Raw genomic sequence first — 24,819 nt, forward strand, 5'->3', positions numbered from 1 at the left:
AAGAAAAGATAAACACAGCCGGTGTTTGCCGGTGTGTGTATCTTTTGTGGAAAAACATCTTAATGCCATGTATTTTATGGAAAATAATAACATGATTAAAAAATAGTTAATAATCAAGGTTCAGGTGGGGTAGCTGCAATCGTCAATGTCTGAAAAGAGGCAGTGCTGTTTAAGTATGGAAAGCCGGATAAAAAAACTGCCTCCGGAAACGGAGGCAGTTCGCGTGAGGATAAAACCTTACAGACCACTCAAACGGGCGGTATCGTGGGCAATCATCAGCTCTTCGTTGGTCGGAATGACCACGGCAACGGCTTTGCTGTCGGCAGTGGTAATCACGCCGGCGTTGCCGAAGCGGGCTTTCAGGTTGGCTTCTTGGTCGATGTTCAGACCGAGGAAGCCCAAGTAGCCGATCACGCGTTCGCGGATGATGTCGGAGTTTTCGCCGATGCCGCCGGTAAAGACCAGTGCGTCCAAGCCGCCTGCGGCAACCGCCATGCTGCCGATGTATTTGGCAAGGCGGTAGATAAACATATCCAAGGCCAATTTCGCGCCTTTATGCCCCTTGGCGGCTTCTTCTTCAATGGTGCGGCAGTCGTTGGACAGGCCGGAAATGCCGAGCAGGCCGGATTTTTTGTTCAGCATTTCAGTGATTTGGGCGATGGTCATATTGGCGTTTTCGGCGAGGAAGCCGAATACGGAAGGATCGATGTCGCCGCTGCGCGTACCCATTACTAGCCCTTCCAGCGGGGTCAGACCCATGCTGGTGTCGCGCGATTCGCCGTTTGCGACGGCGGTAATGGACGCGCCGTTACCCAGGTGGGCGATGACCATGCGCAGGTCTTTTTTGTCTTTGCCGAGGAAGCGTGCGGTTTCGTCGGCGACGAAGCGGTAGCTGGTACCGTGCGCGCCGTAGCGGCGCAGGCCGTATTTTTCATACAATTCTTGCGGAACGGCGTATTTGTAGGCGTGTTCCGGCATAGTCTGATGGAAGGCGGTGTCGAAAACGACGACGTTGGGCAGGCCTTTGAAGATGCTTTGCGCGGCACGCAGACCCAAGAGGTGGGCGGGGTTGTGCAGAGGAGCAAGCGGAATACATTTTTCGATGCCGGCGATGACTTCGTCGTCAACAAGGATGGATTCGCTGTACAGTTCGCCGCCGCTGACGACGCGGTGGCCGATGGCGCCGATGCGGCTGTCGAGGCCGTGGGCTTTGAGTTCTTCCATCAGGGCTTCGACTGCGCCGGTGTGGTCGGGCTTGGCAGACAGGTCGACTTTGTGTTTTTCGCCGTTTACTTTGAATGTGATGTACGCGTCGGGCAGGTTGAGTTTTTCGGCAAGGCAGCTGAGCAGGACTTCGCCGCTATTGTTATCTAAGACTGCACCTTTGAGGGACGAGCTGCCGCAGTTCAAAACCAAGATTAATTTTTGGGACATTTTCTAACTCCGGAAAGTTTCAGACGGCATGGGAGTCGGACCCGGATACTAACCGAGTCCCGTGCCGAATCCGTTTTGCTTTCCTTGACGGGAAAGTAGTGGGGCCGGCTGAAACGGTTGATGAATAAAAACGCGCTATTTTATCAAAAAACAGTTGCGGCTGCTTGGCTTAATCGGGCGTTTGCGTGAAAATGGCGGAAGTCGGGTATTTTGACGGGAAAGGGGAAATATGCGGGATGCCGGTATTTTTCAAGGTTGCGGAGAGGATTCTTTGCGTTTTTCCCGTTCAAGCTGGTACATTCGCCCTGTTTTTAGTTGATGCCGTCTGAAAAAAGGCGGGTGGGGAATTTATGCATTATTTCAGTATTCATGACCAATCGGGACAGCATATAGGCTTCTTTGTTTTGCTTGCCGACGATGAATCGGAGGCGCGGCCGCAGAGCGGACGTTTTGCCGTTAAATTGGAAGATGGGGCGGGCAACCATGTCCTTTCGCCGTTTGCCCAGACGGAAATTCCCCAATATTGGCGTGTCGTCAAAGACCGTATCGAGCTGTTTTTTGACGAAGCGGCCGTAGGGACTTTACGCAATGAGTATTTGAACGTGTCGGGGCAGACTTTTATTCTGACCGACCTGACCGGAGCGGTGTGATGGAAAGTATGTTTATTCTGGTGCCTATCAGCATTATTTTGGCATTTGTTATCGGCTGGTTTTTTTGGTGGTCGGGTAAAAACGGACAGTTTGACGACTTGGAAGGACCTGCGCACCGCATTTTGATGGATGATGATTCAACAAGTAAACTGATTGAAAAAGAGAAGGAAAACGATGGACGCTAAAAAAGGCGGTTTGGGACTGGTTAAAAGCCGCCGTTTCGCGCCTCTTTTCGCTACGCAGTTTCTCGGTGCGTTCAACGACAATGTGTTCAAAACCGCGCTGTTTGTGATGATCAGCTTTTACGGTTTGGGAAAAAACGGCGTTCTGCCTGCCGGACAGATGTTGAATTTGGGTGCATTGCTGTTTATCCTGCCGTATTTCCTGTTTTCTGCACTGTCGGGACAGTTGAGCAATAAATTCGACAAGGCTGTTTTGGCACGTTGGATTAAGGTGCTGGAAATCATCATTATGGCGGTGGCGGCATACGGGTTTTATATCCGGTCTGCCCCGCTGCTCTTGCTCTGTCTGTTTTGCATGGGCGCGCAATCGACGCTGTTCGGCCCGCTGAAATACGCCATCCTGCCCGATTATCTCGACGACAAAGAATTGATGATGGGCAACAGCCTGATTGAATCCGGTACGTTTGTCGCCATCCTGTTCGGTCAGATTTTGGGAACGGCGGTTGCCGGCGCGCCGCCTTATATTGTCGGGATACTGGTTTTGCTGGTCGCCGTCGGAGGCACGGCCGGCAGCCTGTTGATGCCGTCCGTACCCGCCAAGGCTGCCGATACCCAAATCGAGTGGAATATTGTCCGGGGTACAAAATCCCTGCTTCGTGAAACGGTGCGGTACAAACCCGTCTTTACCGCCATTATCGGCATCTCGTGGTTTTGGTTTGTCGGCGCGGTCTATACCACGCAACTGCCGACCTTTACCCAAATCCATTTGGGCGGCAACGACAATGTTTTTAACCTGATGCTTGCCCTGTTTTCCATCGGTATTGCCGCCGGTTCGGTACTGTGTGCCAAGTTCAGCAGGGAACGCCTGATGTTGGCTTGGGTAACGGTTGGTGCGTTCGGTTTGACGGTTTGCGGCCTGGTTTTGGTGTGGCTGACGCACGGTCATCGTTTTGAAGGGCTGAACGGCATTTTCTGGTTTCTGTCGCAAGGATGGGCATACCCCGTCATGCTGGTGATGATGCTGATCGGCTTTTTCGGCGGCTTCTTCTCCGTTCCGCTCTATACTTGGCTGCAAACCGCCAGCAGTGAAACTTTCCGTGCCCACGCTGTTGCCGCCAACAATATCGTTAACGGTATTTTTATGGTTTCCGCCACCGTTTTGAGTGCGCTACTGCTGTTTTTGTTTGACAGCATTTCACTGCTGTACCTGATTGTCGCCTTGGGCAATATTCCGCTGTTGGCGTATTTGGTGAAATGTGAGAAGCGGTTTTTGGGAGTTGTGCCGGTTGGGGAAAAACGTTGAATGCCGTCTGAAAAAATTGTCCCCAAAATACACAATCCGCCTGTCCAATGTTGTGAACACGCTGTGAATAAGTGGGTTTGTGCATTGAAATGAAAACAGAAAAATGCATTGCTTAAAAAATAAGCAATTTACGAAGATAGAAGAAAGACACCGATATGACGACACGCCAAATCATCCTCGATACCGAAACCACCGGCCTGTATGCCGACGGCGGCGACCGCTTGGTCGAGTTTGCCGGTCTGGAAATGGTCAACCGCCAAATGACCGACAAAAACCTGCACCTCTATGTCCATCCCGAGCGCGATATGCCCGAAGAGGCGGCACGCGTCCACGGCTTGACGATACAGGTTTTGGAAGAGAAAAACGCGCCGCCGTTTGCAGAGGTCGGCAGGCAGATTGCCGATTTTCTGCGCGGTGCGGAACTGATTATCCACAATGCCAAATTCGACGTGGGCTTCCTCAATATGGAGTTCCGCCGGATGGGGTTGCCGACTGTCGAGGAACTCGGCTGCACCGTTACCGATACCCTGGCGATGGCGCGCGAAATGTTCCCCGGGCAGAAAGCCAGCCTGGATGCCCTGTGCAACCGTTTTTCCGTCGACCGCAGCAAGCGCGTCCTGCACGGCGCATTGATCGACTGCGAACTTTTGGGCGAAGTTTATTTAGCGATGACGCGGCGGCAGTTCGACCTGATGGGGGAGGCCGAGGAGGAAGAGCCGGCAGCCAAACCTGTTGCATCTGCCGAAATGAAACTAGGTGCCAAACTGAAAGTGATTAAGGCGGATGAAGCCGAACTGGCTGCACATGAGGAATATCTCGACGGCTTGGGCGAAGCCTGTATTTGGCGTAAGGAAGCCGTGCCGTCTGAAAACGGCGGGGAAAACGCATGAAGCGCAAAAATATCGCGCTGATTCCCGCTGCGGGCATCGGGGCGCGTTTCGGTGCGGACAAACCCAAGCAATATGTCGAAATCGGAAGCAAAACCGTTTTAGAACATACGCTTGGGATTTTTGAACGGCATGAGGCCGTCGATTTGACCGTCGTTGTCGTCTCGCTCGAAGACACGTTTGCCGATAAGGTTCAGACGGCATTTCCACAGGTTCGGGTGTGGAAAAACGGCGGACAGACCCGCGCCGAAACTGTCCGCAACGGTGTGGCAAAACTGTTGGAAACCGATTTGGCGGCGGAAACCGACAATATTCTGGTACACGATGCCGCGCGTTGCTGCCTGCCGTCTGAAGCTCTGACGCGTTTGATAGAACAGGCGGGCAACGCCGCCGAAGGCGGAATTTTGGCAATTCCCGTTGCCGATACGCTCAAGCGCGCGGACGGTGGGAACATTAGTGCAACCGTCGAGCGGACGAGCCTTTGGCAGGCACAAACGCCGCAGCTTTTTCAAGCGGGTCTGCTGTACCGCGCATTGACTGCGGAAAACTTGGACGGCATTACCGATGAAGCGTCCGCCGTGGAAAAACTGGGTATGCGTCCGCTACTGATACAGGGCGACGCACGCAATTTGAAACTGACGCAGCCGCAGGACGCATACATCGTCAGGCTGCTGCTCAATGCCGTCTGAACTTCAATTCAAAACATCAGGAACACAAACGATGACGAACATCCGTATCGGACAGGGCTACGATGTCCACCAACTGACCGAAGGCAGAAAGCTGATACTTGGCGGAGTTGAAATCCCATTTGAAAAAGGGCTGCTCGGACATTCCGATGCCGACGCGCTGTTGCACGCCATTACCGACGCGCTGCTCGGTGCGGCAGGTTTGGGCGACATCGGCAGCCATTTTCCCGACACCGCCGCAGAGTTTAAAGATGCGGACAGTCGCGCCCTTTTGCGTGCGGCGTATCAAAGCGTTCAGGCGCAGGGTTGGCAGGCGGCCAATGTCGATACGACCGTGATTGCACAGAAACCCAAACTCGCGCCGCACATTCCGCAAATGCGTGCCAACATCGCCGCCGATTTGGGTATCGATATTTCGTGCGTCAACATCAAAGGCAAAACCAACGAAAAACTCGGTTATCTCGGGCGCATGGAAGGCATAGAGGCGCAGGCGGCGGTATTGCTGGTACGGATTTGAACGCGGCGGGCAGGACGTGCAAAAAAATGTTAAGATGGCGGCTGTTTGTTGATACGGTTTCCCAAAGGACAAAAATATGACGACACAAGACGAACTCAAGCGCATCGCCGCCGAAAAAGCAGTCGAATTCGTACCCGAAAATGAATATATCGGCATCGGTACCGGCTCGACCATCAACTTTTTCATCGAAGCCTTGGGTAAGAGCGGCAAAAAAATCAAAGGCGCGGTATCTACTTCCAAAAAATCCAGCGAACTGCTTGCCCAATATGATATTCCCGTCGTTTCTTTGAACGAAGTATCGGGGTTGGCGGTCTATATCGACGGTGCGGACGAAGTGAACCACGCCCTGCAAATGATTAAAGGCGGCGGCGGCGCACACCTTAACGAAAAAATCGTCGCCAGCGCGTCAGAAAAATTCGTCTGCATTGCGGACGAAAGCAAATATGTTTCACGTTTGGGCAAATTCCCTCTGCCAGTGGAAGTCGTCGAAAGCGCGCGTTCGCTCGTGTCGCGCCGCCTGCTTGCCATGGGTGGACAGCCTGAATTGCGTATCGGCTACACCACGTTTTACGGCAACCAAATCGTCGATGTCCACGGCTTGAATATCGACAAACCGCTGACGATGGAAGACGAAATCAACAAAATCACCGGCGTGCTCGAAAACGGCATATTCGCCCGCGATGCCGCCGATGTGTTGATTTTGGGGACGGAAGAGGGTGCGAAAGTCATCTATCCCTGCCAAGGGTAATCCTGACGTTAAGATGCCGTCTGAAATCCGGTTCCGATATCTTCAGACGGCATCGGCATTTGAAAAATATGCAGATTAAAAAAATCATGAAATGGCTTCCCGTCGCCCTGTCGCTTTTGGGCGCGTTGGGTTATACGGGATACGACAGCGAGCTTGTCCGTACCGGTATTGCCGTACTGAATGAATTAGGTGTAGAGGAGGGTGCGGGTAGGTATGAAACGCCCGCCCGCCAACGGGCATCGGCGAAATCCGGCCACCGCTACACAGGCACGGTGTCTAAAGTCTATGACGGCGATACCCTGCACGTTATCGACGGCGACGGCGCGAAACACAAAATCCGCATGGCGTATATCGATGCGCCGGAGATGAAGCAGGCTTACGGCACGCGTTCGCGCGACAACCTGCGCGCGGCGGCGGAAGGCAGGAAAGTCAGCGTGCGCGTGTTCGATACCGACCGCTACCAGCGCGAAGTGGCGCAGGTTTCTGTCGGCAAAACCGATTTGAACCTGATGCAGGTGCAGGACGGGGCGGCGTGGCATTATAAAAGTTATGCTAAAGAACAGCAGGATAAGGCAGATTTTGCCGACTATGCCGATGCTCAAATTCAGGCGGAAAGGGAACGCAAAGGATTGTGGAAAGCTAAAAATCCGCAAGCGCCGTGGGCGTACCGCCGGGCAGGCAGGAGCGGCGGGGGCAATAAGGATTGGATGGATTCCGTGGGCGAATGGTTGGGCATTTGGTAAAGACACCGCATGGCTTTGAACGGCAAATGCCGTCTGAAAACCGCGCGCCCTGCATTTTTGCGGAAACGCGCAACCGCCGTCTACCGCGATAAAAAAGTTCAGGCGGCGGTTTTTACGGTAAAATAGCGGATTATTTTGCAACGGCGGCAATTCCGCCGGTTTTTGATACGGACACTATATGGATTTTCGTTTTGACATTATTTACGAATACCGCTGGATGTTCCTTTACGGCGCACTGACGACACTGGGGCTGACGGTCGTGGCGACCTCGGGCGGTTCGGTATTGGGGTTGCTTTTGGCATTGGCACGCCTAATTCACTTGGAAAAAGCCGGTGCGCCGATGCGTGCTCTGGCATGGGTGCTGCGTAAGTTTTCCCTGTTGTACGTTACCTTGTTCCGCGGCACGCCGCTGTTTGTGCAGATTGTGATTTGGGCGTATGTGTGGTTTCTGTTTTTCGTCAATTCTTCAGACGGCATTTTGGTCAGCGGCAAGGCGGCAGTCGAGCTGCGTCGGGGATATGGGCCGCTGATTGCCGGTTCTTTGGCACTGATCGCCAACTCGGGGGCGTATATCTGTGAGATTTTCCGCGCGGGCATCCAGTCTATAGACAAAGGGCAGATGGAGGCGGCGCGTTCTTTGGGTATGACTTATCCGCAGGCGATGCGCTATGTGATCCTGCCGCAGGCATTGCGCCGTATGCTGCCGCCTTTGGCAAGCGAGTTCATCACGCTCTTGAAAGACAGCTCGCTGCTGTCGGTCATTGCCGTGCCGGAGTTGTCCTATGTTCAGAAAACGATTACGGGCCGGTACTCGGTTTATGAAGAACCGCTTTATGCCGTCGCCCTGATTTATCTTCTGATGACGACTTTCTTGGGTTGGATATTCCTGCGTTTGGAAAAACGTTACAATCCGCAACACCGCTGATTGGAGCCATATCAACAAAAAGCTGCCCGGGTATTCATTTGGGGCAGCTTTTTTGTAGCAAATTTATAGTGGATTAACAAAAACCAGTACGGTGTTGCCTCGCCTTAGCTCAAAGAGAACGATTCTCTAAGGTGCTGAAGCACCAAGTGAATCGGTTCCGTACTATCTGTACTGTCTGCGGCTTCGTCGCCTTGTCCTGATTTTTGTTAATCCACTATAAATTCAAAGAGAAAACGCCCTATGCCGTCTGAAAGTCTTTCAGACGGCATCTGTCAGCCTCACGCAAGAGGGAATCCCATCTGTTTGGTTTCAATTTTTTTGGGTGATGTATGAGCCGTCATTCCCGCGCAGGCGGGAATCCTGTCCGTTCGGTTTCCGTTGTTTTTGAGTTTCGGTTTTTCCGATAAATTTCTGCGGTTTCCGGTTCCGGATTCCCGCTTTCGCGGGAATGACGAATCCATCCATACGGAAACCTGCACTACGTCATTCCTATGAACCTACATCCCGTCATTCCCACGAAAGTGGGAATCCAGAACGTAAAATCTGAAGAAACCGTTTTATCCGATAAGTTTCCGCACTGACAGACCTAGATTCCCGCCTGCGCGGGAACGACGGCGGCGGCGTTTCAGTTATTTCCGATAAATTCCTGTGGCTTTGGGTTTCCGGATTCTCGCTTTCGCGGGGATGACGGCGGCGGCGTTTCAGTTATTTCCGATAAATTCCCGTGGCTTTGGGTTTCCGGATTCCCGTTTTCGCGGGAATGACGGCGGAGAAGTTTCAGTTTTTCCGATAAATTCCCGTGGCTTTGGATTCCCGCTTTCGCGGGAATGACGGCGGATGGTTTCTGTTTTTTTTGATAACTTCCCGTGATTTTGGATTCTTACAAAACAATTTATCGGAGATGATGAAAAAAGTGGGCTTGAGGGGGTCGGTCTGTCTGCAAAATGCCGTCTGAAGGCTGTTGGTGCGTTCAGACGGCATTGTTGTTATTTGATTTTGAAGTGCAGCCAGGCGACGTGCCCCTGTTTGAGGTAGCGGAAGGTTTCATTGAGGTTGCCGACGGGCGGCGGATGGTCGCCGACGATGATGACTTCCACGCCTTTCATTTCGGGCCGTCGGATTAAATCCGCCAGTTGGTCAAAAAATTGGGTGTGCAGGCTGAAATTGCGGCAGAGGTCGGTTTCGGCGGGCAGGCCGTATTCGGTGCATTTGAGCCTGTGGTTGAAAATGTCGGATTCGGGATAGTCGGCGTGGCTGGTCAGCGTCATCCAGTAAAACAGTCCCTTGTCGTGTTTTTTGAAAAATGTCGACACTTCGCCGAACAGCTCGCTGTCGCACACGCCGCTGAAAATGGCGCAGGTTTTTTTACCGATCAGGTTTTCGGCGGTTTTGATTTCTTGAAAGCCCGCCCTCGGATACCAGCTGAAGCGGTCGTAAAGCGAACTGCCCGCGCCGTGCATCGCAAAGGTGGCGTAACCTTCTTGTTTCAAACGGTTGGGGAGGCAGCGGGCAAATTTTTCGTCGGGCGCGCGGCGCAGTGCAAATCCGCGCAAACCGCCGTAGGCGCACAGTTCGCGCATTTCGCCTTCGACCATCGCGCCGATAAAGGGAAAACTGCCGCTTTCCCAAACCGAAAAACGGTCTTTTTGCGCCAGCAGTTTGGCAAAAGTGGCGTTTTGAAGTTCGGGATTGGCCGGCAGCCCCCAAGATTCGGCGACGATAAAGAGGATTTTTTGAGATTTCGGCTCGTTCAGATGCGTGGCGGCACGCTGCTGATTGCCCAAGGGGAGGAAGACGGGATCGACCAGGCCGGCGGTAATAAAGTCGGCATTCTGGCTGACGGTGTAGAGCATCGCCTGACTTTTGGCGTAATAGAAGTTGTTTGCGCCGAAGATATTGGCCATCCGCCCCCGGTCGTAGTAACTCAAATGGCCGGTGAAATAGCCGGCTGCCGCCACAACGGCGGCACAGGCGGCAATGTGTCGGAAGTCGGTTTTGGCGGCGGCTTTCTGCAACACAAACGGCATTGCCAGCATATACAGCAGCAACAGCCCGGTCATTATCTGATAAGGGGCGGGGGCGGTCAGGATGAAGGGGACGAGGTTGATGGCACCGATGAGGTCCATAAAAGGGAAAAGCTGGATCACCATCATCAGCCCGTCAAACAAAACCGCCAGCCAAAACGCCAATACGCCGGCAATTTTGACGAAACGCCAAGGCAGGGCGATCAGCAGCGCGGCGGGAAGGTAGTCCAAATTGACAATCGGGCGGGCGGTGGCGGTCAGCAGTGCCAAAACCCAAAACACCGCATTGGGGGCCAGCAGTATCAGCAGGGACAGCAGCAGCCGTTTCGGCAGGAATGGCGGTAGCGTCCATTGTTTGGAGAGCAGGGCGTGAATATTCATCGTATTTCCTTTTCGGTTGAAACTTCGCCACTCGGACATCTGTCCTTCGGGGCGGCAGGATCAGACTTTATTTGGGAGGCGCAACCCCTTCCAAATCAGGGCAACACATAGGGCGGTGCTTTATATGTCGTCCTGTGTGTTGAAACATCTGCATTTCTTTCTGAAACAGGGGTATTTAAAACAGAGAATCGAATGACAGACCGATGCCGTCCGGGCGCGAAAATGCGGCACGGTGCGGCAGGGGGCGCGCGCGTGTTGGGGAAAGGAAAACAGGGAAAGGGGGCGGGCTGAAACCCTGCCTGAAGAAAAGGCGGGTTTGAGTGGCGGGAAAAGGGGAATGCGCCGCGCGGAAAGTGCGTGCGTCGGCAGGAAGGGGGTTATAATTTTTTGCTTGCTTGCTTGCTTGCTTGCTTGCTTGGCGTTTGTCTGTTTCGCATTTTGGGAAGGGCGGCGGATACGGTGTATCGCGCCGCTTTTTTCAGATTCGGATGAGGATGATCCGCCGGTTGATTGCGGGGCTGTTGTCCGCAATCGGGCGGTGCGGTTTTACATTACGTCCAACACATCGATGCCCAGCAAATCCAAGCCTTGTTTCAGCGTGTCGCCGGTGAGTTTTGCCAGTTGCAGGCGGCTGTTGCGGCTTGCGCCTTCTGATTTCAAAATCGGGCAGGCTTCGTAGAAGCGGCTGAACAAGGTAGCGATTTGATAGAGGTAGGCAGCGAGGTAGTGCGGATACGCAGTATCTGCCACGCTTTGCAGTACGTCTTCAAATTTCAGCAGCTCGGCGGCCAGTTGTTTTTCCAAAGGTTCGGTCAAAACGGTTGGCGCGGTTGCGTCCCATTCGCCGGCTTTGCGGAATACGCTTTGCACGCGGGTGTAGGCGTATTGCAGGTAAGGAGCAGTATTGCCTTCAAACGAGAGCATGGCGTCCCAGTCGAACACATAATCGCTGGTGCGGTTTTTGCTCAAATCGGCGTATTTGACCGCGCCGATGCCGACGGTTTTGCCGATTTTCGCAGCTTCGTCTGCGCCCAATTCGGGATTTTTTTCTTTCACCAAAGCGGTGGCGCGCTCGACGGCTTCGGTCAGCAAATCGACCAGTTTCACGGTGTCGCCGCTGCGCGTTTTGAATGGTTTGCCGTCTTTGCCCATCATCGTGCCGAAACCGACAAATGCCGCGCCGACGTTTTCCGGCAGATAGCCTGCTTTGCGGGAAGTGGTAAAGAGTTGCTCGAAGTGCAGGGCTTGGCGGTGGTCGACGACGTACAGCAGGCGGTCGGCTTTCAGACGGCCTATGCGGTAGCGCAGGCACGCCAAATCGGTGGAAGCATAAAGGAAGCCGCCGCCTTGTTTTTGCACGATAAACGCAGCGGGTTCGCCTTCTTTGTTTTTAAACTCGTCCAAGAACACGACTTTCGCGCCGTCGTCTTCGACCGCCAGACCTTTTTGAACCAAATCATCGACTACGGGCTGCAAATCGTCGTTGTATTTCGATTCGCCCGCCACGTCTTCAGGGCGCAGCTTCAAACCCAGCGTGTCGTAAACGGCTTGGGCGTGCGAGAGCGAAATATCGACAAACTGTTTCCACAATGCCAATACGGTTTCATCGCCGCCTTGCAGCTTCACAACGTATTCGCGCGCGGTGTCGGCAAAGGCGGGATCTTCGTCAAAGCGCACTTTGGCGGCGCGGTAAAACTGCTCCAAGTCCGCCAGCTCGAACGCGGCATTGTCTTTCTGCTGCTCGACCAAATAAGCGACCAACATACCGAACTGCGTACCCCAGTCGCCGACGTGGTTTTGGCGGATGACGGTGTTGCCCATAAATGCCAACACGCGCGAAATGCTGTCGCCGATGATGCTGGAACGCAAGTGGCCGACGTGCATTTCCTTCGCCAGATTAGGCGAAGAATAGTCGATAACGACGGTTTGCGGTTTGTCGGTTTTTGCTATGCCGAAACGCGCGTCGCTCAAGGTCGTCTGAATGTTTTGGGCGAGGAATTCAGGACGCAGGCGCAGGTTGATAAAGCCGGGGCCGGCGACTTCTGCGCTTTCAATCACGGCGTTGCCCGCCAATGTTTCGGCCACTTTTTGCGCCAATTCGCGCGGATTTTGTTTGGCTTTTTTCGCCGCACCCATCACGCCGTTGATTTGGAAATCGCCGTGTTCGGCATTTTTGGTTGGCTGCAAGACAACGGGGCTGTCGGCGATGCCTGCGGCGGCAAAGGCGGCGGCGGCTTCGTGTTCGACGGTTTGGTGTAGGTTCATGAAGTTCGGTCTCTCGGTTAAATTCAAATCAGGCGGTATTTTAAAAGATTTTATGCGGCGGAAACAGGAATTGTGCGCTTTTTCTGCCGGTTTACGGCGTTCCTGGCTCGGGTACGCCGAACACTTGGCGCAGGTAGGCGAGGAAGGTGCTGTTGTTGGTCATGGTTTTGCCCGGAGAGTCGGACAGCTTGGCGACGGACTGCCCGTTGCATTCGACCAGTTTCAAGACGATGTTCAAGGGCGTATGCCCCATATCGTTGGTGAGGTTGGTGCCGATGCCGAAGCCGGTTTTGAAGCGACCTTTGAAATATTGGTGCAATGCCCAAGAGCGTTCGATGTCCAGCCCGTCGGAGAAGGTCAGCATTTTGGTGCGGCTGTCGATTTTGAGCTTTTGATAGTGGGCGTAGGCTTTGTCGCCCCAAACGTAAGGGTCGCCGCTGTCGTGGCGCAGCCCGTCGAAGAGTTTGGCAAAATAGAGGTCGAAATCGCGCAGGAAGGCATCCATACCGACAACGTCGGTCAGGGCAACGCCCAAATCGCCCCGGTATTCGTGCACCCAGCTTTCGAGCGCGGCCTTTTGGAAATTCCGCAGGCGCACATCGAGGGCTTGGAAGGCTTGGAGGAATTCGTGCGCCATGGTGCCGATGGGCGTGATGCCGAGTTTTTTGGCGAGGTAAACGTTGCTGGTGCCGCGTACGATGCCGGGGGCGGCTTCAAGCAGGGTGCGTATGACGTGTTCCTGCCATGGGAGGTTGTAGCGGCGGCGTGTGCCGAAGTCGGAAATCAGGAAGGGCGGATCGTCCGGATTCTGTGTGGCGGCTATTTCTTTCAGACGCGCGGCTTTGGCTTGAAGCCGGCGTTCGCCTTCTTCGATAACAGCGGGGGTTTCGAGGCGGCGGAAGTAAAGTTCGTTGACAATGGCGAGGATGAAGATTTCAAAAAACATCGCCTGTATCATCGGGCCTTCGATGCGGATGTTCAGACGGCCTTCGGCATCGGGGCTGACTTGTACGAAGCGGCGTTGGAGCTGGAAGAGTTCGAGATAATCGACAAAGTCGCTTTTGATGAAGCGCAGGGAGCGCAGATAGCCGAGTTCGTCGTGGGTGAAGCGCAGGCGGCAGAGTGCGTCGAGTTCGGCTTCCAAGTCTTCCCTGATGTCGGCAAGCGGATAGACGGTCGAGGCGTTGCGGCAGCGGAATTCGTAAAGGCTGTGCGTCTGCGGAAACTGGTGCAGGACTACTTGCAGCATAGTGAATTTGTAGAGGTCGGTGTCGAGCAGCGAATGTATGATGCCGGTCATATGGCGTGTCTCCAGATTTCTGTTGGCGGCTTGGGGCGTATTAGAACACATCGCGCCCGCCCCGTGTGCCGAAAATGCCGTCTGAAGGTCTTTCAGACGGCATGGTTTCAGGGTTTTTTCCTTACGGCCGCATTGAGCAGGCAGCCTAAGGCAAAGCAGGTTAAAGAGGGAATAATCCAACCCAGTCCTATGCTGTATAGGGGAAGGGCTTTGTCGATGGCTTTTGCTGCCGTTTCGCTGAAACCGAAGGCGGTTTTGTAGGCATCGAGCAGGCCGACCGCCAGTGCGGGCATCATGGTGCAGAAATAGACGATGCGGCTGCTGCCGAACAGCCTGTCGGTCAGGGTCAGCAGGATGAGTACGATGGTCAGCGGATAAAGCAGCATGAGCATGGGGACGGAAATCTGAAGGATGGCGGACAGCCCCTTGTTTGCCAAGACGATGGAAACCAGCGTATTGATGATGACGAAGGTTTTATAGGAAATACCCGGACAGAGGCGGTTGAAGTATTCGGCACACGAAGTAACCAGGCCGACCGCCGTGGTCAGGCAGGCCAGCAGTACGATAACGCCCAGCAGCAGGTTGCCGCCCAGTCCGAAATAGTATTGTGCCGATTTCGACAATACCAGCGCGCCGTTTTCCTGCAAACCGATTCCCGCCACACTGGTCGCCCCCATATAGCCTATCAGCAGGTAAACCGCAGCAAGGCAGCCTGCAGCCATCAGGCCTGATATGGCGGTGGTTTTCAGCAGGTCCGAACGGTTGTCGACACCCATGGCGCGGACAGCGTCGATAATGATAATGGCAAATACGAGCGAGGCGAGGGCGTCCATCGTGCCGTAGCCTTCCAAAATGCCTTTAATCATCGGGCGGCCGGCAAAATCGCCTTGTGCGGCAAGCGGTGCGCCGATGGGGTTGAGTGCGGCATAACCGACCAATACGGCGATGGTCAGCAGGAGTGCGGGCGTCAGGATTTTTCCGATGCGGTCAACCAATTTGCCCGGAGACATCGAAAGCCAGTAGGCCAGGCCGAAAAAAAGCAGGCTGAATACTGCCTGAGCCATATTCGGGGGAAGGTTGCCGATCAGCGGTAAAACGCCGATTTCAAAGGAAACCGTCGCCGTCCGGGGCAGGGCGAACAGCGGGCCGATGGCAAGGTAGAGGGAGGCGGCAAACGCTATGCCGTACCAGGGGGCGACACGCGAGGCGAGTGCTTCGACATCACGGGAACCCGAGTAGCCGATGGCGATTACGCCCAATAGCGGCAGGCCTGCGCCGGTCAATAGGAAGCCAGGCATGGAAATCAGCCAGTTTTCGCCTGCCTGCTGACCGAGATAGGCGGGATAAATCAGGTTGCCCGCACCGAAAAACAGGGCAAACAGCATCAGTCCGACCGCCCATAATGAGGCTTGGTTTTGTTTGCTTGTCATCATGTTCCTTTTTAAATAGGTCAATCCGGTGTTTCTGTCCCGGTCGTGCCGTCTGAATGCGCCCCTTCATGATTGAGGCTGATTCGGATTTCTCCGAAACCGTCTTCCTGCACGATTCCGACCAATCCTTCTTTGGCAAGCTCCAACAGTGCGATGAAGTTGACGACCACGTAAGCCGCGCTCTGTTCGGGATTGAACAGGTCGTGAAACCTGCATATCCTGTGTTCGTTCAAACGGCGCAGGATTGCCGTCATTTGCGCTCGGACGGAGATGGTTTCTTTGATTACTTCGTGGCTGCGTGTGTGTTTTGCCCGCGATAAAATCCCCAACCATGCCTGCGTCAAATCGGCGATGTAAACCTCGGGCAGCTTCGTCTCGACTGCAATTTCCAGCGGCAGGTAAGCCCACGCGAAATCCCGTCCGGCTCGGGGCAGCACGTCCAAACCCTGCGCCGCCAGCTTCATTTGCTCGTAGGCAAGCAGGCGGCGCACCAACTCGGCACGCGGGTCGGCTTCTTCGTCTTCGACGGCTTCGGTACGCGGCAGCAGCAGGCGCGATTTGATTTCAATCAGCATTGCCGCCATCAAAAGATATTCTGCCGCCAAATCAAACTGATAGGCTTCCATTTGGGCAATATAGTGCAGATACTGTTCGGTAATCTTCACCATCGGAATATCCAGTACGTCGATATTCTGTTTGCGGATAAGGTAGAGCAGCAGATCCAAAGGGCCTTGAAAACTGCCCAATACGACTTTCAGCGCGTCGGGCGGGATAAACAAATCCTGGGGCAAATCGGTAACGGGTTGGCCGAATACCCATGCGACAGTGTGCTCAGATGGTGCGGATGGGGCAGGGATGGGCGGCATGGCGTGAATCGGTAAGTGGATTTTAATATAAGTTTACAAAAGAAAACAATCTGCCGGCATTCACGCATAATGTGGTCGGGCAGATGTTCAGACGGCATTATAACGGCTTTTAAATGCAAATGTTTTGAAAAGGAGTAGATTGCGAATACGGTTTTAGGCGTGCCGATGTTGGTTTTTCTGAACCGACAGCTTGATTGCCGCCTTCAGGTAGTCGGCCACCAAACCGGGATGCCGGTTCAGATAGCCTATGGATTCTTTTTTTCAAATCCTTGAAACGTTCATCGTAGCGTTTGTCTTTCGCGAATTCGATGATGCGCCCTATATTTTGACGGCACTCTTGCTAAAACCTCTTAATTAATATAAATGTCTGAATTTTAAGTTTCTTGAGACAATATAATCAGTACTGGCTCTATCTATATAACCAGTAGCTTCTTTTACTTCAATATTATCTACATTACCGTATATTACAGGTAGCGACCCATAAATGATAAATTTATTCCCCAAAATTTTTTTACTAATTGATATATCATCTTCCATAAGTAATTCAGCGTAATTTTTAGCTATTACTTGAAATCTAAACAATATTTTTCCTGCGTAAATTCTCGCATATGTGGGAGAGTTTATACCATAATCTTTATATAGATGAACAATAGAAATACATTGTTCATCTATGCAATAATAAGCTACTTTTTGTTGGTCAAGATAACGGCAATATATGTAATACATACTGCAAAGTATCACCACTAATAATGTAAAACTTGTTCTTAGGATACATATTTTGCGATAACGTATCTTATGGTATATACCATATACTACAAGAAATATCGGAATAAGCATTAGTAATAAAAATGAAAAAATAACTAAATTATTAACGAATTCCATTAAATAGCTCTCCGATACTTGGTATATTATTTTATGTTATTTTTTATCCGTATCCTTTGTTGTCCTAAATCATAACCATAGTTTGTTCAAATGCCGTCTGAATCCTGTTTCAGACGGCATTGCTTATTTTTTGCCTGCGATGTGTTCCACCGCCGCCTGTGCGCAATATAGCCCGAACGAAGCGGTAACGAGCATGCTTGCACCGTAGCCCGCGCACGACAACCCCTGTGGCGCGGCATCGGCAGAACATGCCGCGCCCGATTGCGGCGGCGTGATGTTTTCGGTTGAGAACACGCAAGGTACGCGCATTTTTGCTTTCGTATCGCGGCTGAACCCGTAGCGTTTACGCAGTGTGTAGCGCAGGTTGGCAAGCAGCGGGTCGTGGGTTACGCGGCTTAAATCGGCGGTTTGGATCAGGGCGGGATTTTTCTGCCCGCCCGCTCCGCCGCTGACGATGAAAGGCTGTCGGTTTTCTACAAAATAAGCCGCCATTGCCGCTTTGACGCGGACTTGGTCAATCGCGTCGATGACGAAATCAAAACCTTTTCCGAAGTATTCCGGCAAATTGTCTTCGGTAACGAAATCTTCAATTTCAAATACTTCGCATTGCGGATTGATTTGTGTAATGCGTTCGCGCAAGGCGGTAACTTTCGCCTTGCCGAAGTCGCCGGTCAGGGCGTGCAGCTGGCGGTTGACATTCGATTCGGCAACATTGTCCAAATCAATCAAAGTCAAACGTCCGATGCCCGTCCGCGCCAAAGCCTCGACCGCCCAAGAGCCGACTCCGCCCACGCCGACCACGCAGACGTGTGCCTGTGAAAAGTGCGCCAAGGCAGAGTCTCCGTAGAGTCTGGCGATGCCGCCGAAGCGTCGTGAAGAGGTCAAAGCGTTGTCGGACATGGTCGAATCCTGCAAGATTGCGTCAAATCAAAAAAGTGAACGAAAGCCGGCAAAAAATGCCTGACTGCACGAAAGCGGCATATTATACTGGAAAGCAGTCAGGCTGTTCGGCTGTTGTATAAAGCCCGACGGCGGGTCTATAATGAAACGGCGCAAACTGTCCCTGCGCCCATCCGACAAGACGGCACCGCGAGGCGGTGCAAAAGGAGAATATGATATGTACAAACATCTGGTTGTTGCCGTTGACGGCAGTGAAACGTCCATCAATGCCCTGAAACACGCCGCCGAGCTTGCCGGGGTCAACGGTGCGCGTCTGACTTTGGTACACGTTGCCAATCCTGCCGAATATATGGCGCTTGCCCCCGAATTCCTGCAACACGAAAGCTACGAAGCCGCCGCCGTCGCGCAAGGCAACGAGGTTTTGGATGCCGCCGAGCGCACCGCCCGGGAACTGGGTGTGGAAAATACCGTCAAACACCTGCTGGTTGCCAATAAGGGCGCGCGCGAAATGGCGCAGGATTTGGTCGATTATGCCGATGAAAACGGTGCCGACCTGCTGGTGTTGGGCACGCACGGGCGCACCGGGCTGATGCACCTTTTGATGGGCAGTTTCGCCGAAACCGTCATGCGCCAAAGCCATCTGCCGCTTTTGATTATCCGCAGCAAAGCCGAAGAGGTGTAGAAATTTTCAGTTTGAAGGCCTTAAATGTGATTTTTCATATTTAAGGCTTTTTAATTTATCTGTTTTTAACGGGAGGGCAGTATGCCTGATTACATCCGCACCTCACGCGCCGCCGACAGCCTGCGCGATATCAAAATCACCCCTCATTTCCTGCCGCATACGGACGGTTCGTGCCTTATTGAATGCGGCAACACCAAAGTCATCTGCACAGCCTCCATAGACGAAAACGTCCCACCGTTTTTGCGCGGTAAAAACCAAGGCTGGGTAACGGCAGAATACGGGATGCTGCCTGCGTCCACCGCTTCGCGGATGCGCCGCGAAGCTTCGGCGGGCAAACAGTCGGGACGCACACAAGAAATCCAACGTTTGATCGGGCGTTCGCTGCGCGCGGTTGTGGATATGGAAAAACTCGGCGAACGCCAAATTTTGATTGACTGCGACGTGATTCAGGCAGACGGCGGCACGCGCACGGCTTCGATTACCGGTGCGTTTGTCGCGTTGCAAATCGCCGTCGGCAAACTGGTTTCAGACGGCATATTGAGTGAAAACCCCATCCGTGAAGCCGTTGCCGCCGTATCAGCAGGCGTAGTGAACGGCGTGCCGCTTTTGGATTTGGATTATCCCGAAGACTCCGGCTGCGACAGTGATGTGAACATCGTCATGACCGCTTCGGGCAAAATCATCGAAATACAGGGGACGGCGGAAGGCGCACCGTTCAGTTTGGACGAGTTGGGCAAACTGGTTGCACTGGCGCAAAAAGGCATAGGCGAACTGCTGCGTTATCAGCAAAATGCGTTGTCCGCCGCCTGATTGTCGTCCGGATGCCGTCTGAAAACCGTTCAGACGGCATTTTGTCAAAAATCTGAAAGAACAGGTTTTTTGCTGACCGCTATCAAACGGCAGGCGGGAAAGCGCAGTCCGTTCTTGAACTTCATGTAAAAAATAGTAATAATAGCCGCTTTTCCAGCAAACTATGCTGCCCGACCAATCCCACACAAGAAAGCACGAAATATGGCGTTAATCGTACACAAATACGGCGGCACATCGGTAGGCTCGCCCGAACGCATTAAAAACGTGGCCAAACGTGTCGCCAAAGCCCGCGCCGAAGGACACGATATCGTTGTTGTCGTGTCCGCGATGAGCGGCGAAACCAACCGCCTGGTCGCGTTGGCGCACGAAATGCAGGAGCACCCCGATCCGCGTGAGTTGGACGTTGTCCTCTCCACCGGCGAACAAGTAACCATCGGCCTTTTGGCAATGGCGTTGAAAAATATCGGCGTGGATGCCAAAAGCTACACAGGCTGGCAGGTCGCCCTCAAAACCGATACCGCCCACACCAAAGCCCGCATCGAAAGCATCGACGATGAAAAAATGCGCGCCGACCTCGCCGATGGCAAAGTCGTCATCGTTGCCGGCTTCCAAGGCATCAGCAGCGAAGGCGATATTTCCACGCTCGGACGCGGCGGTTCGGACACTTCCGCCGTCGCGCTCGCCGCCGCGCTCAAAGCCGACGAGTGCCAAATCTATACCGACGTGGACGGCGTTTATACCACCGACCCCCGCGTCGTACCCGAGGCGCGCCGTATGGATACGGTAACGTTTGAAGAAATGATTGAGCTGGCAAGCCTCGGCTCGAAAGTTTTGCAAATCCGTTCAGTAGAATTTGCCGGAAAATACAAAGTGCGCCTGCGCGTACTGAGCAGCCTGCAAGACGGCGGCAACGGCACTTTAATCACATTTGAAGAGGACGACAATATGGAAAAAGCCGCCGTAACCGGTATCGCATTCGATAAAAACCAAGCCCGCATCAACGTGCGCGGCGTACCCGACAAACCCGGTGTCGCCTATCAGATTTTGGGCGCGGTCGCCGATGCCAACATCGAAGTCGATATGATTATCCAAAATGTCGGCAGCGAAGGCACGACCGATTTTTCTTTTACCGTACCGCGCGGCGATTACAAACAGACTTTGGAAATCCTGTCCGAACGCCAAGACAGCATCGGCGCGGCTTCCATCGACGGCGACGACATCGTGTGCAAAGTCTCCGCAGTCGGTTTGGGTATGCGTTCGCACGTCGGCGTAGCCGCCAAAATCTTCCGCACGCTCGCCGAAGAGGGCATCAACATCCAAATGATTTCAACCTCCGAAATCAAAGTTTCCGTATTGATTGATGAAAAATACATGGAACTGGCGACCAGGGTATTGCATAAAGCCTTTGATTTGGGTTGATGTTTTACGGTTTGAAACGGACAACGGCACTGCCTTTATCGGGCAGTGCCGTTTTGTCTGCCGCCCGAACGTTCGGACGGCATATTTTTGTTCCGCCGGACGGAGAAAACCCTTTCTGCCTTTAAAATTTGTAGCTCATCGTGATTAAAGATGTTTCAATCGGTAAAAATTTGAGGCCGTCTTATATAATTAGAATAAGCCCTTGCTTTACTAATTGTTTTAAGCGTTAAGCGGTAAGTGGCAGGGGCAAAAGGATAATGGCAGGGCAGTGCGGCTTTATGGTCTGAACGGGGCGTATGCCCATTCCCCGGGTTTTAAATCCAAATCAAACAGTTTCAGTCTGCCGCTGGCTACCCTGACCAGTCGCAGGCAGGGGTATCCGGCTTTGGCGGTCATTCGCCGGACTTGGCGGTTTTTGCCCTCGGAAATGGTAATTTCAATCCAAAAATCGGGAACGGTTTTGCGGACGCGTATCGGCGGAACGCGCTCCCACAAACACTCGGCTTCGCCGGGATTTAAAACGCGGACGAGGGCGGGGCGGGCAGTGAAATCGCCCAAGTCCACACCTTTTCGCAGAATATCCAAACGGCTTTCGTCGGGCGAGCCTTCCAGTTGCGCCCAGTAGGTTTTGGGCTGTTTGAATTTGGGGTCGGTAATTTTTGCCTGAAGTCTGCCGTCGTCGGTCAGCAGAAGCAGCCCTTCGCTGTCGGTGTCGAGCCGTCCGGCGGGGTAGAAGCTGGGCAGATCGATGAAGTCTTTGAGGCTTTTGTGTTTTTCGTGCGGTGAAAATTGGCAGATAACGCCATAGGGTTTGTTGAAGGCGATGAGGTTTTTCATGGTTTGTTTACCGGCATTTCATTAAGGGTTGCAAATCCGCCTTTCGGGGCGGCGGCAACAGAGGGGCGGAAAGGGGCAACACACTGACTGTGCCGTATGGTTATTTTTGTGCGGAGAAAACATGGTTTGCCGACGGACGAACCTGTCCGATATGGCAGCCGTTTGGCTTGCGGGGCGGGGTTTCAGCATAAAATGCCGTCTGAAGCGGCGTTCAGACGGCATTTGTTTCAAGCAGGCTTAACAGCAGCGTCCGCCGTTTGCGCCGCAGCGGCGTTTGCGGCAATAGTCTTGAAATTGCAGCTTGGTCATTACGGGGGCGTTGGGATTATGTTTGCGCTGCTGTGCAACGTAGTTTTCATAATCGGGCACGCCTGCCATCAAGTTTGCCGTCAGCTTGATGGTTTTCCACCAAGACGCGAGCTTATGCTTCACTTTGTGCCTCCGGCTGTTTGCCGTCGCGGTACACCGCCGGGATTTCTTTGGCGGTCGGCCAGCCGACTTTGCGTGCTTTGAGGGCGGTACGCACGCCGTAGATGGCAACGATGACGACGACTAAGAGGAACAATGCGGTCAGACCGGCATTAATCTTGTCGTTGAAGATGATTTGCGCCATTTCGCCGATGTCTTTGGCCGGTGCGAGGACTTCGTTTTTAGCCAATGCGTCGCTGTATTTGCCTGCGTGGGCAAGGAAGCTGACGCGCGGGTCGCTGTGGAACAGTTTTTGCAGGCCGGCGTAGCAGGTTACGAACAGTACGCCGACGGCGGGAACGAGCGCCACCCAGACATAACGGTCGCGTTTCATCTTAATCAGTACAACGGCGCACATAATTAAGGCCACACCCGCCAGCATTTGGTTGGCGATGCCGAACAACGGCCAGAGCGAGTTGATGCCGCCCAGCGGGTCGGTTACGCCGGTGTAGAGGAAGTAGCCCCACAATGCCACGGCGAAGAAGGTCGCAATCAGGTTGGCGGGGATGGAGTCGGTGTTGCCGAAAGGTTTGTAGAAGATGCTGCCCAAGTCTTGAATCATAAAACGTGCGACGCGCGTACCGGCATCGACGGCGGTCAGGATGAACAAGGCTTCAAACAACAGGGCGAAGTGATACCAAAACGCCATCATCGCCTCGCCCGGAATCAGGCGGCTCATAATGTGCGCCATACCGACTGCGAGGGTAGGTGCACCGCCTGCACGGGAAAGGATGGTGTTTTCGCCCACTTCCTTAGCGGTGTGCAACAGGGTTGCGGCATCGACAGGGAAGTTCAGTTTGGTGGTAATCACTTCGGCGGCGGTGTTGGCATCCGTACCGATCAGGGCGGCGGGGCTGTTCATCGCGAAGTACACGCCGGGATCGAGCGAAGCGGCGGCGGCAAGTGCCATAATCGCCACGAAACTTTCCATCAACATACCGCCGTAACCGATCATACGGACGTGGGTTTCGTTTTCCAGCATTTTCGGCGTGGTGCCGGAGGAAATCAGCGCGTGGAAGCCCGAAACCGCACCGCAGGCAATGGTAATGAACAAGAACGGGAACAATGCGCCTGAGAATACCGGGCCGGAACCGTCGATAAAGTGGGTAACCGCAGGCATTTGCAAAGCGGGATTGACGATGACGATGCCCAAAGCCAAAGCCGCAATCGTACCGATTTTCAGGAAGGTGGAGAGATAGTCGCGCGGAGTGAGCAGTAACCATACGGGCAATACGGAGGCGACAAAGCCGTAAATCATAATCGCCCAAGTGAGCTGGATGCCGTCAAGGTCGAACCAATGCCCAAAGGAACTTTTCGCCACATCTTCGCCGTAAACCACCGCCAACATCAGCAAAATAAAGCCGACGATGGAAATCTCGCCGATTTTGCCCGGACGGATATAACGCGTGTAAATACCCATAAACAGCGCAATCGGCATAGTTGCTGCAATGGTAAACGTACCCCAAGGGCTGTGAACCAATGCTTTTACGACAATCAACGCCAACACAGCCATAATGATGACCATAATCATCAAAATACCGATGGAGGCAATCACGCCGGGGACAGTGCCGAGTTCCTGTTTCACAATATCGCCCAAAGACTTACCGTCGCGGCGCATAGAGACGAACAAGACCATCATATCCTGTACCGCACCGGCAAATACCACGCCGAAGATAATCCACAAAGTACCGGGCAGGTAACCCATTTGCGCTGCTAAAACCGGACCGACCAAAGGGCCCGCGCCCGCAATCGCGGCAAAGTGGTGTCCGAACAATACGCCTTTGTGCGTCGGAACGTAGTCCAAGCCGTCGTTGTGGCGTTCTGCCGGAGTCAGGCGGTTAGGGTCGAGCCGCATCACGCGGTTGGCGATGTAGAGGCTGTAAAAACGATAGGCGATGCAGTAAACGGATATGGCGGCGGTAACCATCCATACCGCGCTGACCTGTTCGCCTCGGCTGAGAGCCAAAGTGGTAAAGGATGCTAAGCCGACCAGTACCACTATGCCCCAAATGAGGAAGGTTTTGAGTGATTTCATCGTATTTCCTTTTTGGTTGAAACCCCGCCCCTTAGGGCGGTAGAACTAGACTTTATTTGGAAGGGGCGTAACCCCTTCCAAATCAGGACGACACATAGGGCGGTGCTTTATGTGTCATCCTGTGTGTTGAAACATCGAATAAATCCTTATCTCACACTGTCGGAATATGCCTGAACGGCAGGAAACGGCCGACCGCCTGCCGACACGGGCACAAACCGGAGTCTGAATGATTGACGAAGTATGAAACAGTGCGCTTGTCGGGATTTGTGCCTTATGCCCGCATCAAACAGTGCAGGGATGCGCGCGCACAAAACGTTAAACGCCGAATAGGATTTTAACGCAAATTAGCACACTGATAGCGGTTTTTACTTGGAATTTGGAAAAAATTTACATTCCTCCGGACGGGCAGGGAGGTTCAGACGGCATCGTCAGGCAAAAGGCGGTG

23 protein-coding genes and 2 pseudogenes are annotated in these 24,819 nt (G+C 53.4%); 13 read left to right on the plus strand and 12 right to left on the minus strand.

Features of this window, described 5'->3' with window-relative positions; translation table 11 throughout:
* Nucleotides 1–237: 237 nt before the first annotated feature.
* Nucleotides 238–1,434 carry an acetate kinase gene (locus Q3O06_RS10400; RefSeq protein ID WP_301818773.1) on the minus strand — a complete coding sequence of 399 codons (1,197 nt, stop codon included), beginning with the start codon at nucleotides 1,432–1,434 and terminating at the stop codon, nucleotides 238–240.
* Nucleotides 1,435–1,784: 350 nt separating this feature from the next.
* Here Q3O06_RS10400 and Q3O06_RS10405 point away from each other — a divergent pair, with 350 nt between their 5' ends.
* From Q3O06_RS10405 to Q3O06_RS10450, 10 genes and pseudogenes are all read left to right on the plus strand, one after another.
* Nucleotides 1,785–2,084, plus strand: coding sequence for an HLGFF motif protein (locus tag Q3O06_RS10405; protein WP_025457793.1), 300 nt, complete (start codon nucleotides 1,785–1,787; stop codon nucleotides 2,082–2,084).
* Nucleotides 2,084–2,269, plus strand: a complete 186-nt coding sequence (gene ccoS / locus Q3O06_RS10410; protein WP_003688317.1) for a cbb3-type cytochrome oxidase assembly protein CcoS — start codon at nucleotides 2,084–2,086, stop codon at nucleotides 2,267–2,269. Before Q3O06_RS10405 ends, ccoS begins: the two co-directional genes overlap by 1 nt.
* Nucleotides 2,259–3,569, plus strand: coding sequence for an MFS transporter (locus Q3O06_RS10415; protein WP_301818775.1), 1,311 nt, complete (start codon nucleotides 2,259–2,261; stop codon nucleotides 3,567–3,569). Before ccoS ends, Q3O06_RS10415 begins: the two co-directional genes overlap by 11 nt.
* Nucleotides 3,570–3,724: 155 nt before the next feature.
* Nucleotides 3,725–4,459 carry a DNA polymerase III subunit epsilon gene (gene dnaQ / locus Q3O06_RS10420; RefSeq protein ID WP_301818776.1) on the plus strand — a complete coding sequence of 245 codons (735 nt, stop codon included), beginning with the start codon at nucleotides 3,725–3,727 and terminating at the stop codon, nucleotides 4,457–4,459.
* Nucleotides 4,456–5,145, plus strand: a complete 690-nt coding sequence (gene ispD, locus Q3O06_RS10425; RefSeq protein WP_301818778.1) for a 2-C-methyl-D-erythritol 4-phosphate cytidylyltransferase — start codon at nucleotides 4,456–4,458, stop codon at nucleotides 5,143–5,145. The genes dnaQ and ispD overlap by 4 nt, the downstream gene beginning before the upstream one ends.
* Before the next feature lie 31 nt (nucleotides 5,146–5,176).
* Nucleotides 5,177–5,659: a 2-C-methyl-D-erythritol 2,4-cyclodiphosphate synthase gene (gene ispF, locus Q3O06_RS10430; RefSeq protein ID WP_301818845.1), complete on the plus strand. Its 483-nt coding sequence runs from the start codon at nucleotides 5,177–5,179 to the stop codon at nucleotides 5,657–5,659.
* A 76-nt stretch (nucleotides 5,660–5,735) separates the two neighbouring features.
* Nucleotides 5,736–6,407, plus strand: coding sequence for a ribose-5-phosphate isomerase RpiA (rpiA, locus tag Q3O06_RS10435; RefSeq protein WP_301669692.1), 672 nt, complete (start codon nucleotides 5,736–5,738; stop codon nucleotides 6,405–6,407).
* Nucleotides 6,408–6,475: 68 nt separating this feature from the next.
* Nucleotides 6,476–7,150 carry a thermonuclease family protein gene (locus Q3O06_RS10440; RefSeq protein WP_301818779.1) on the plus strand — a complete coding sequence of 225 codons (675 nt, stop codon included), beginning with the start codon at nucleotides 6,476–6,478 and terminating at the stop codon, nucleotides 7,148–7,150.
* A 15-nt stretch (nucleotides 7,151–7,165) separates the two neighbouring features.
* Nucleotides 7,166–7,345 (plus strand): annotated as a pseudogene (locus Q3O06_RS10445) (hypothetical protein).
* Nucleotides 7,329–8,075, plus strand: coding sequence for an amino acid ABC transporter permease (locus tag Q3O06_RS10450; protein ID WP_301818780.1), 747 nt, complete (start codon nucleotides 7,329–7,331; stop codon nucleotides 8,073–8,075). Before Q3O06_RS10445 ends, Q3O06_RS10450 begins: the two are co-directional and overlap by 17 nt.
* A 986-nt stretch (nucleotides 8,076–9,061) precedes the next feature.
* On the opposite strand, the gene Q3O06_RS10455 is transcribed toward Q3O06_RS10450, so the two are convergent.
* The 8 genes and pseudogenes from Q3O06_RS10455 to Q3O06_RS10485 form a co-directional block, all read right to left on the minus strand.
* The gene (locus Q3O06_RS10455; protein WP_301818781.1) at nucleotides 9,062–10,480 is read right to left on the minus strand and encodes a sulfatase-like hydrolase/transferase; all 1,419 of its coding nucleotides are present in this window, start codon (nucleotides 10,478–10,480) and stop codon (nucleotides 9,062–9,064) included.
* Nucleotides 10,481–11,026: 546 nt separating this feature from the next.
* The gene (argS, locus tag Q3O06_RS10460) at nucleotides 11,027–12,745 is read right to left on the minus strand and encodes an arginine--tRNA ligase (protein WP_301818784.1); all 1,719 of its coding nucleotides are present in this window, start codon (nucleotides 12,743–12,745) and stop codon (nucleotides 11,027–11,029) included.
* Nucleotides 12,746–12,836: 91 nt separating this feature from the next.
* A complete protein-coding gene (pncB, locus tag Q3O06_RS10465; RefSeq protein WP_301818847.1) occupies nucleotides 12,837–14,045 on the minus strand; it encodes a nicotinate phosphoribosyltransferase in 1,209 nt (402 codons plus the stop codon).
* A gap of 107 nt (nucleotides 14,046–14,152) precedes the next feature.
* Entirely contained in the window at nucleotides 14,153–15,478 is a 1,326-nt protein-coding gene (gene brnQ, locus Q3O06_RS10470; protein ID WP_301818785.1) for a branched-chain amino acid transport system II carrier protein, read from the minus strand.
* Between the two features lie 17 nt (nucleotides 15,479–15,495).
* Nucleotides 15,496–16,341: a segregation and condensation protein A gene (locus Q3O06_RS10475; RefSeq protein ID WP_301818786.1), complete on the minus strand. Its 846-nt coding sequence runs from the start codon at nucleotides 16,339–16,341 to the stop codon at nucleotides 15,496–15,498.
* Nucleotides 16,342–16,539: 198 nt separating this feature from the next.
* Nucleotides 16,540–16,678, minus strand: a pseudogene (locus Q3O06_RS11230) (VENN motif pre-toxin domain-containing protein); the annotation flags it as partial.
* Between the two features lie 17 nt (nucleotides 16,679–16,695).
* On the minus strand, nucleotides 16,696–17,223 hold the full coding sequence (locus Q3O06_RS10480; RefSeq protein WP_301818788.1) for a hypothetical protein: 528 nt from the start codon (nucleotides 17,221–17,223) through the stop codon (nucleotides 16,696–16,698).
* Nucleotides 17,224–17,346: 123 nt separating this feature from the next.
* Nucleotides 17,347–18,123, minus strand: coding sequence for a tRNA threonylcarbamoyladenosine dehydratase (locus Q3O06_RS10485; protein WP_301818789.1), 777 nt, complete (start codon nucleotides 18,121–18,123; stop codon nucleotides 17,347–17,349).
* A gap of 217 nt (nucleotides 18,124–18,340) precedes the next feature.
* Here Q3O06_RS10485 and Q3O06_RS10490 point away from each other — a divergent pair, with 217 nt between their 5' ends.
* The 3 genes from Q3O06_RS10490 (at nucleotide 18,341) to Q3O06_RS10500 (ending at nucleotide 21,034) form a co-directional block, all read left to right on the plus strand.
* On the plus strand, nucleotides 18,341–18,805 hold the full coding sequence (locus Q3O06_RS10490; protein WP_101132176.1) for a universal stress protein: 465 nt from the start codon (nucleotides 18,341–18,343) through the stop codon (nucleotides 18,803–18,805).
* An 81-nt stretch (nucleotides 18,806–18,886) separates the two neighbouring features.
* Entirely contained in the window at nucleotides 18,887–19,615 is a 729-nt protein-coding gene (gene rph, locus Q3O06_RS10495) for a ribonuclease PH (RefSeq protein WP_301818790.1), read from the plus strand.
* A gap of 201 nt (nucleotides 19,616–19,816) precedes the next feature.
* Nucleotides 19,817–21,034, plus strand: coding sequence for an aspartate kinase (locus Q3O06_RS10500; protein ID WP_301818791.1), 1,218 nt, complete (start codon nucleotides 19,817–19,819; stop codon nucleotides 21,032–21,034).
* Between the two features lie 276 nt (nucleotides 21,035–21,310).
* On the opposite strand, the gene Q3O06_RS10505 is transcribed toward Q3O06_RS10500, so the two are convergent.
* The 3 genes from Q3O06_RS10505 to Q3O06_RS10515 all read right to left on the minus strand — a co-directional run bounded on the left by Q3O06_RS10505 (nucleotide 21,311) and on the right by Q3O06_RS10515 (nucleotide 24,374).
* Complete coding sequence (locus Q3O06_RS10505) at nucleotides 21,311–21,871, minus strand: rRNA large subunit pseudouridine synthase E (RefSeq protein ID WP_118792269.1); 561 nt, start codon at nucleotides 21,869–21,871, stop codon at nucleotides 21,311–21,313.
* Nucleotides 21,872–22,108: 237 nt separating this feature from the next.
* Nucleotides 22,109–22,303 carry a YbdD/YjiX family protein gene (locus Q3O06_RS10510; RefSeq protein ID WP_002212918.1) on the minus strand — a complete coding sequence of 65 codons (195 nt, stop codon included), beginning with the start codon at nucleotides 22,301–22,303 and terminating at the stop codon, nucleotides 22,109–22,111.
* Nucleotides 22,293–24,374: a carbon starvation CstA family protein gene (locus Q3O06_RS10515; RefSeq protein WP_301818792.1), complete on the minus strand. Its 2,082-nt coding sequence runs from the start codon at nucleotides 24,372–24,374 to the stop codon at nucleotides 22,293–22,295. Before Q3O06_RS10515 ends, Q3O06_RS10510 begins: the two co-directional genes overlap by 11 nt.
* Nucleotides 24,375–24,819: the final 445 nt, after the last annotated feature.

The sequence above is a fragment of the Neisseria maigaei genome, assembly GCF_958267405.1.
GTDB lineage: Bacteria > Pseudomonadota > Gammaproteobacteria > Burkholderiales > Neisseriaceae > Neisseria > Neisseria bergeri.

Excerpts from the sequence above, each read along its gene's own strand:
- Q3O06_RS10400 (WP_301818773.1), bottom strand. The coding sequence starts at position 1,434 with ATGTCCCAAAAATTAATCTTGGTTTTGAACTGCGGCAGCTCGTCCCTC.
- Q3O06_RS10405 (WP_025457793.1), top strand. The coding sequence starts at position 1,785 with ATGCATTATTTCAGTATTCATGACCAATCGGGACAGCATATAGGCTTC.
- ccoS (WP_003688317.1), top strand. The coding sequence starts at position 2,084 with ATGGAAAGTATGTTTATTCTGGTGCCTATCAGCATTATTTTGGCATTT.
- Q3O06_RS10415 (WP_301818775.1), top strand. The coding sequence starts at position 2,259 with ATGGACGCTAAAAAAGGCGGTTTGGGACTGGTTAAAAGCCGCCGTTTC.
- dnaQ (WP_301818776.1), top strand. The coding sequence starts at position 3,725 with ATGACGACACGCCAAATCATCCTCGATACCGAAACCACCGGCCTGTAT.
- ispD (WP_301818778.1), top strand. The coding sequence starts at position 4,456 with ATGAAGCGCAAAAATATCGCGCTGATTCCCGCTGCGGGCATCGGGGCG.
- ispF (WP_301818845.1), top strand. The coding sequence starts at position 5,177 with ATGACGAACATCCGTATCGGACAGGGCTACGATGTCCACCAACTGACC.
- rpiA (WP_301669692.1), top strand. The coding sequence starts at position 5,736 with ATGACGACACAAGACGAACTCAAGCGCATCGCCGCCGAAAAAGCAGTC.
- Q3O06_RS10440 (WP_301818779.1), top strand. The coding sequence starts at position 6,476 with ATGCAGATTAAAAAAATCATGAAATGGCTTCCCGTCGCCCTGTCGCTT.
- Q3O06_RS10450 (WP_301818780.1), top strand. The coding sequence starts at position 7,329 with ATGGATTTTCGTTTTGACATTATTTACGAATACCGCTGGATGTTCCTT.
- Q3O06_RS10455 (WP_301818781.1), bottom strand. The coding sequence starts at position 10,480 with ATGAATATTCACGCCCTGCTCTCCAAACAATGGACGCTACCGCCATTC.
- argS (WP_301818784.1), bottom strand. The coding sequence starts at position 12,745 with ATGAACCTACACCAAACCGTCGAACACGAAGCCGCCGCCGCCTTTGCC.
- pncB (WP_301818847.1), bottom strand. The coding sequence starts at position 14,045 with ATGACCGGCATCATACATTCGCTGCTCGACACCGACCTCTACAAATTC.
- brnQ (WP_301818785.1), bottom strand. The coding sequence starts at position 15,478 with ATGATGACAAGCAAACAAAACCAAGCCTCATTATGGGCGGTCGGACTG.
- Q3O06_RS10475 (WP_301818786.1), bottom strand. The coding sequence starts at position 16,341 with ATGCCGCCCATCCCTGCCCCATCCGCACCATCTGAGCACACTGTCGCA.
- Q3O06_RS10480 (WP_301818788.1), bottom strand. The coding sequence starts at position 17,223 with ATGGAATTCGTTAATAATTTAGTTATTTTTTCATTTTTATTACTAATG.
- Q3O06_RS10485 (WP_301818789.1), bottom strand. The coding sequence starts at position 18,123 with ATGTCCGACAACGCTTTGACCTCTTCACGACGCTTCGGCGGCATCGCC.
- Q3O06_RS10490 (WP_101132176.1), top strand. The coding sequence starts at position 18,341 with ATGTACAAACATCTGGTTGTTGCCGTTGACGGCAGTGAAACGTCCATC.
- rph (WP_301818790.1), top strand. The coding sequence starts at position 18,887 with ATGCCTGATTACATCCGCACCTCACGCGCCGCCGACAGCCTGCGCGAT.
- Q3O06_RS10500 (WP_301818791.1), top strand. The coding sequence starts at position 19,817 with ATGGCGTTAATCGTACACAAATACGGCGGCACATCGGTAGGCTCGCCC.
- Q3O06_RS10505 (WP_118792269.1), bottom strand. The coding sequence starts at position 21,871 with ATGAAAAACCTCATCGCCTTCAACAAACCCTATGGCGTTATCTGCCAA.
- Q3O06_RS10515 (WP_301818792.1), bottom strand. The coding sequence starts at position 24,374 with ATGAAATCACTCAAAACCTTCCTCATTTGGGGCATAGTGGTACTGGTC.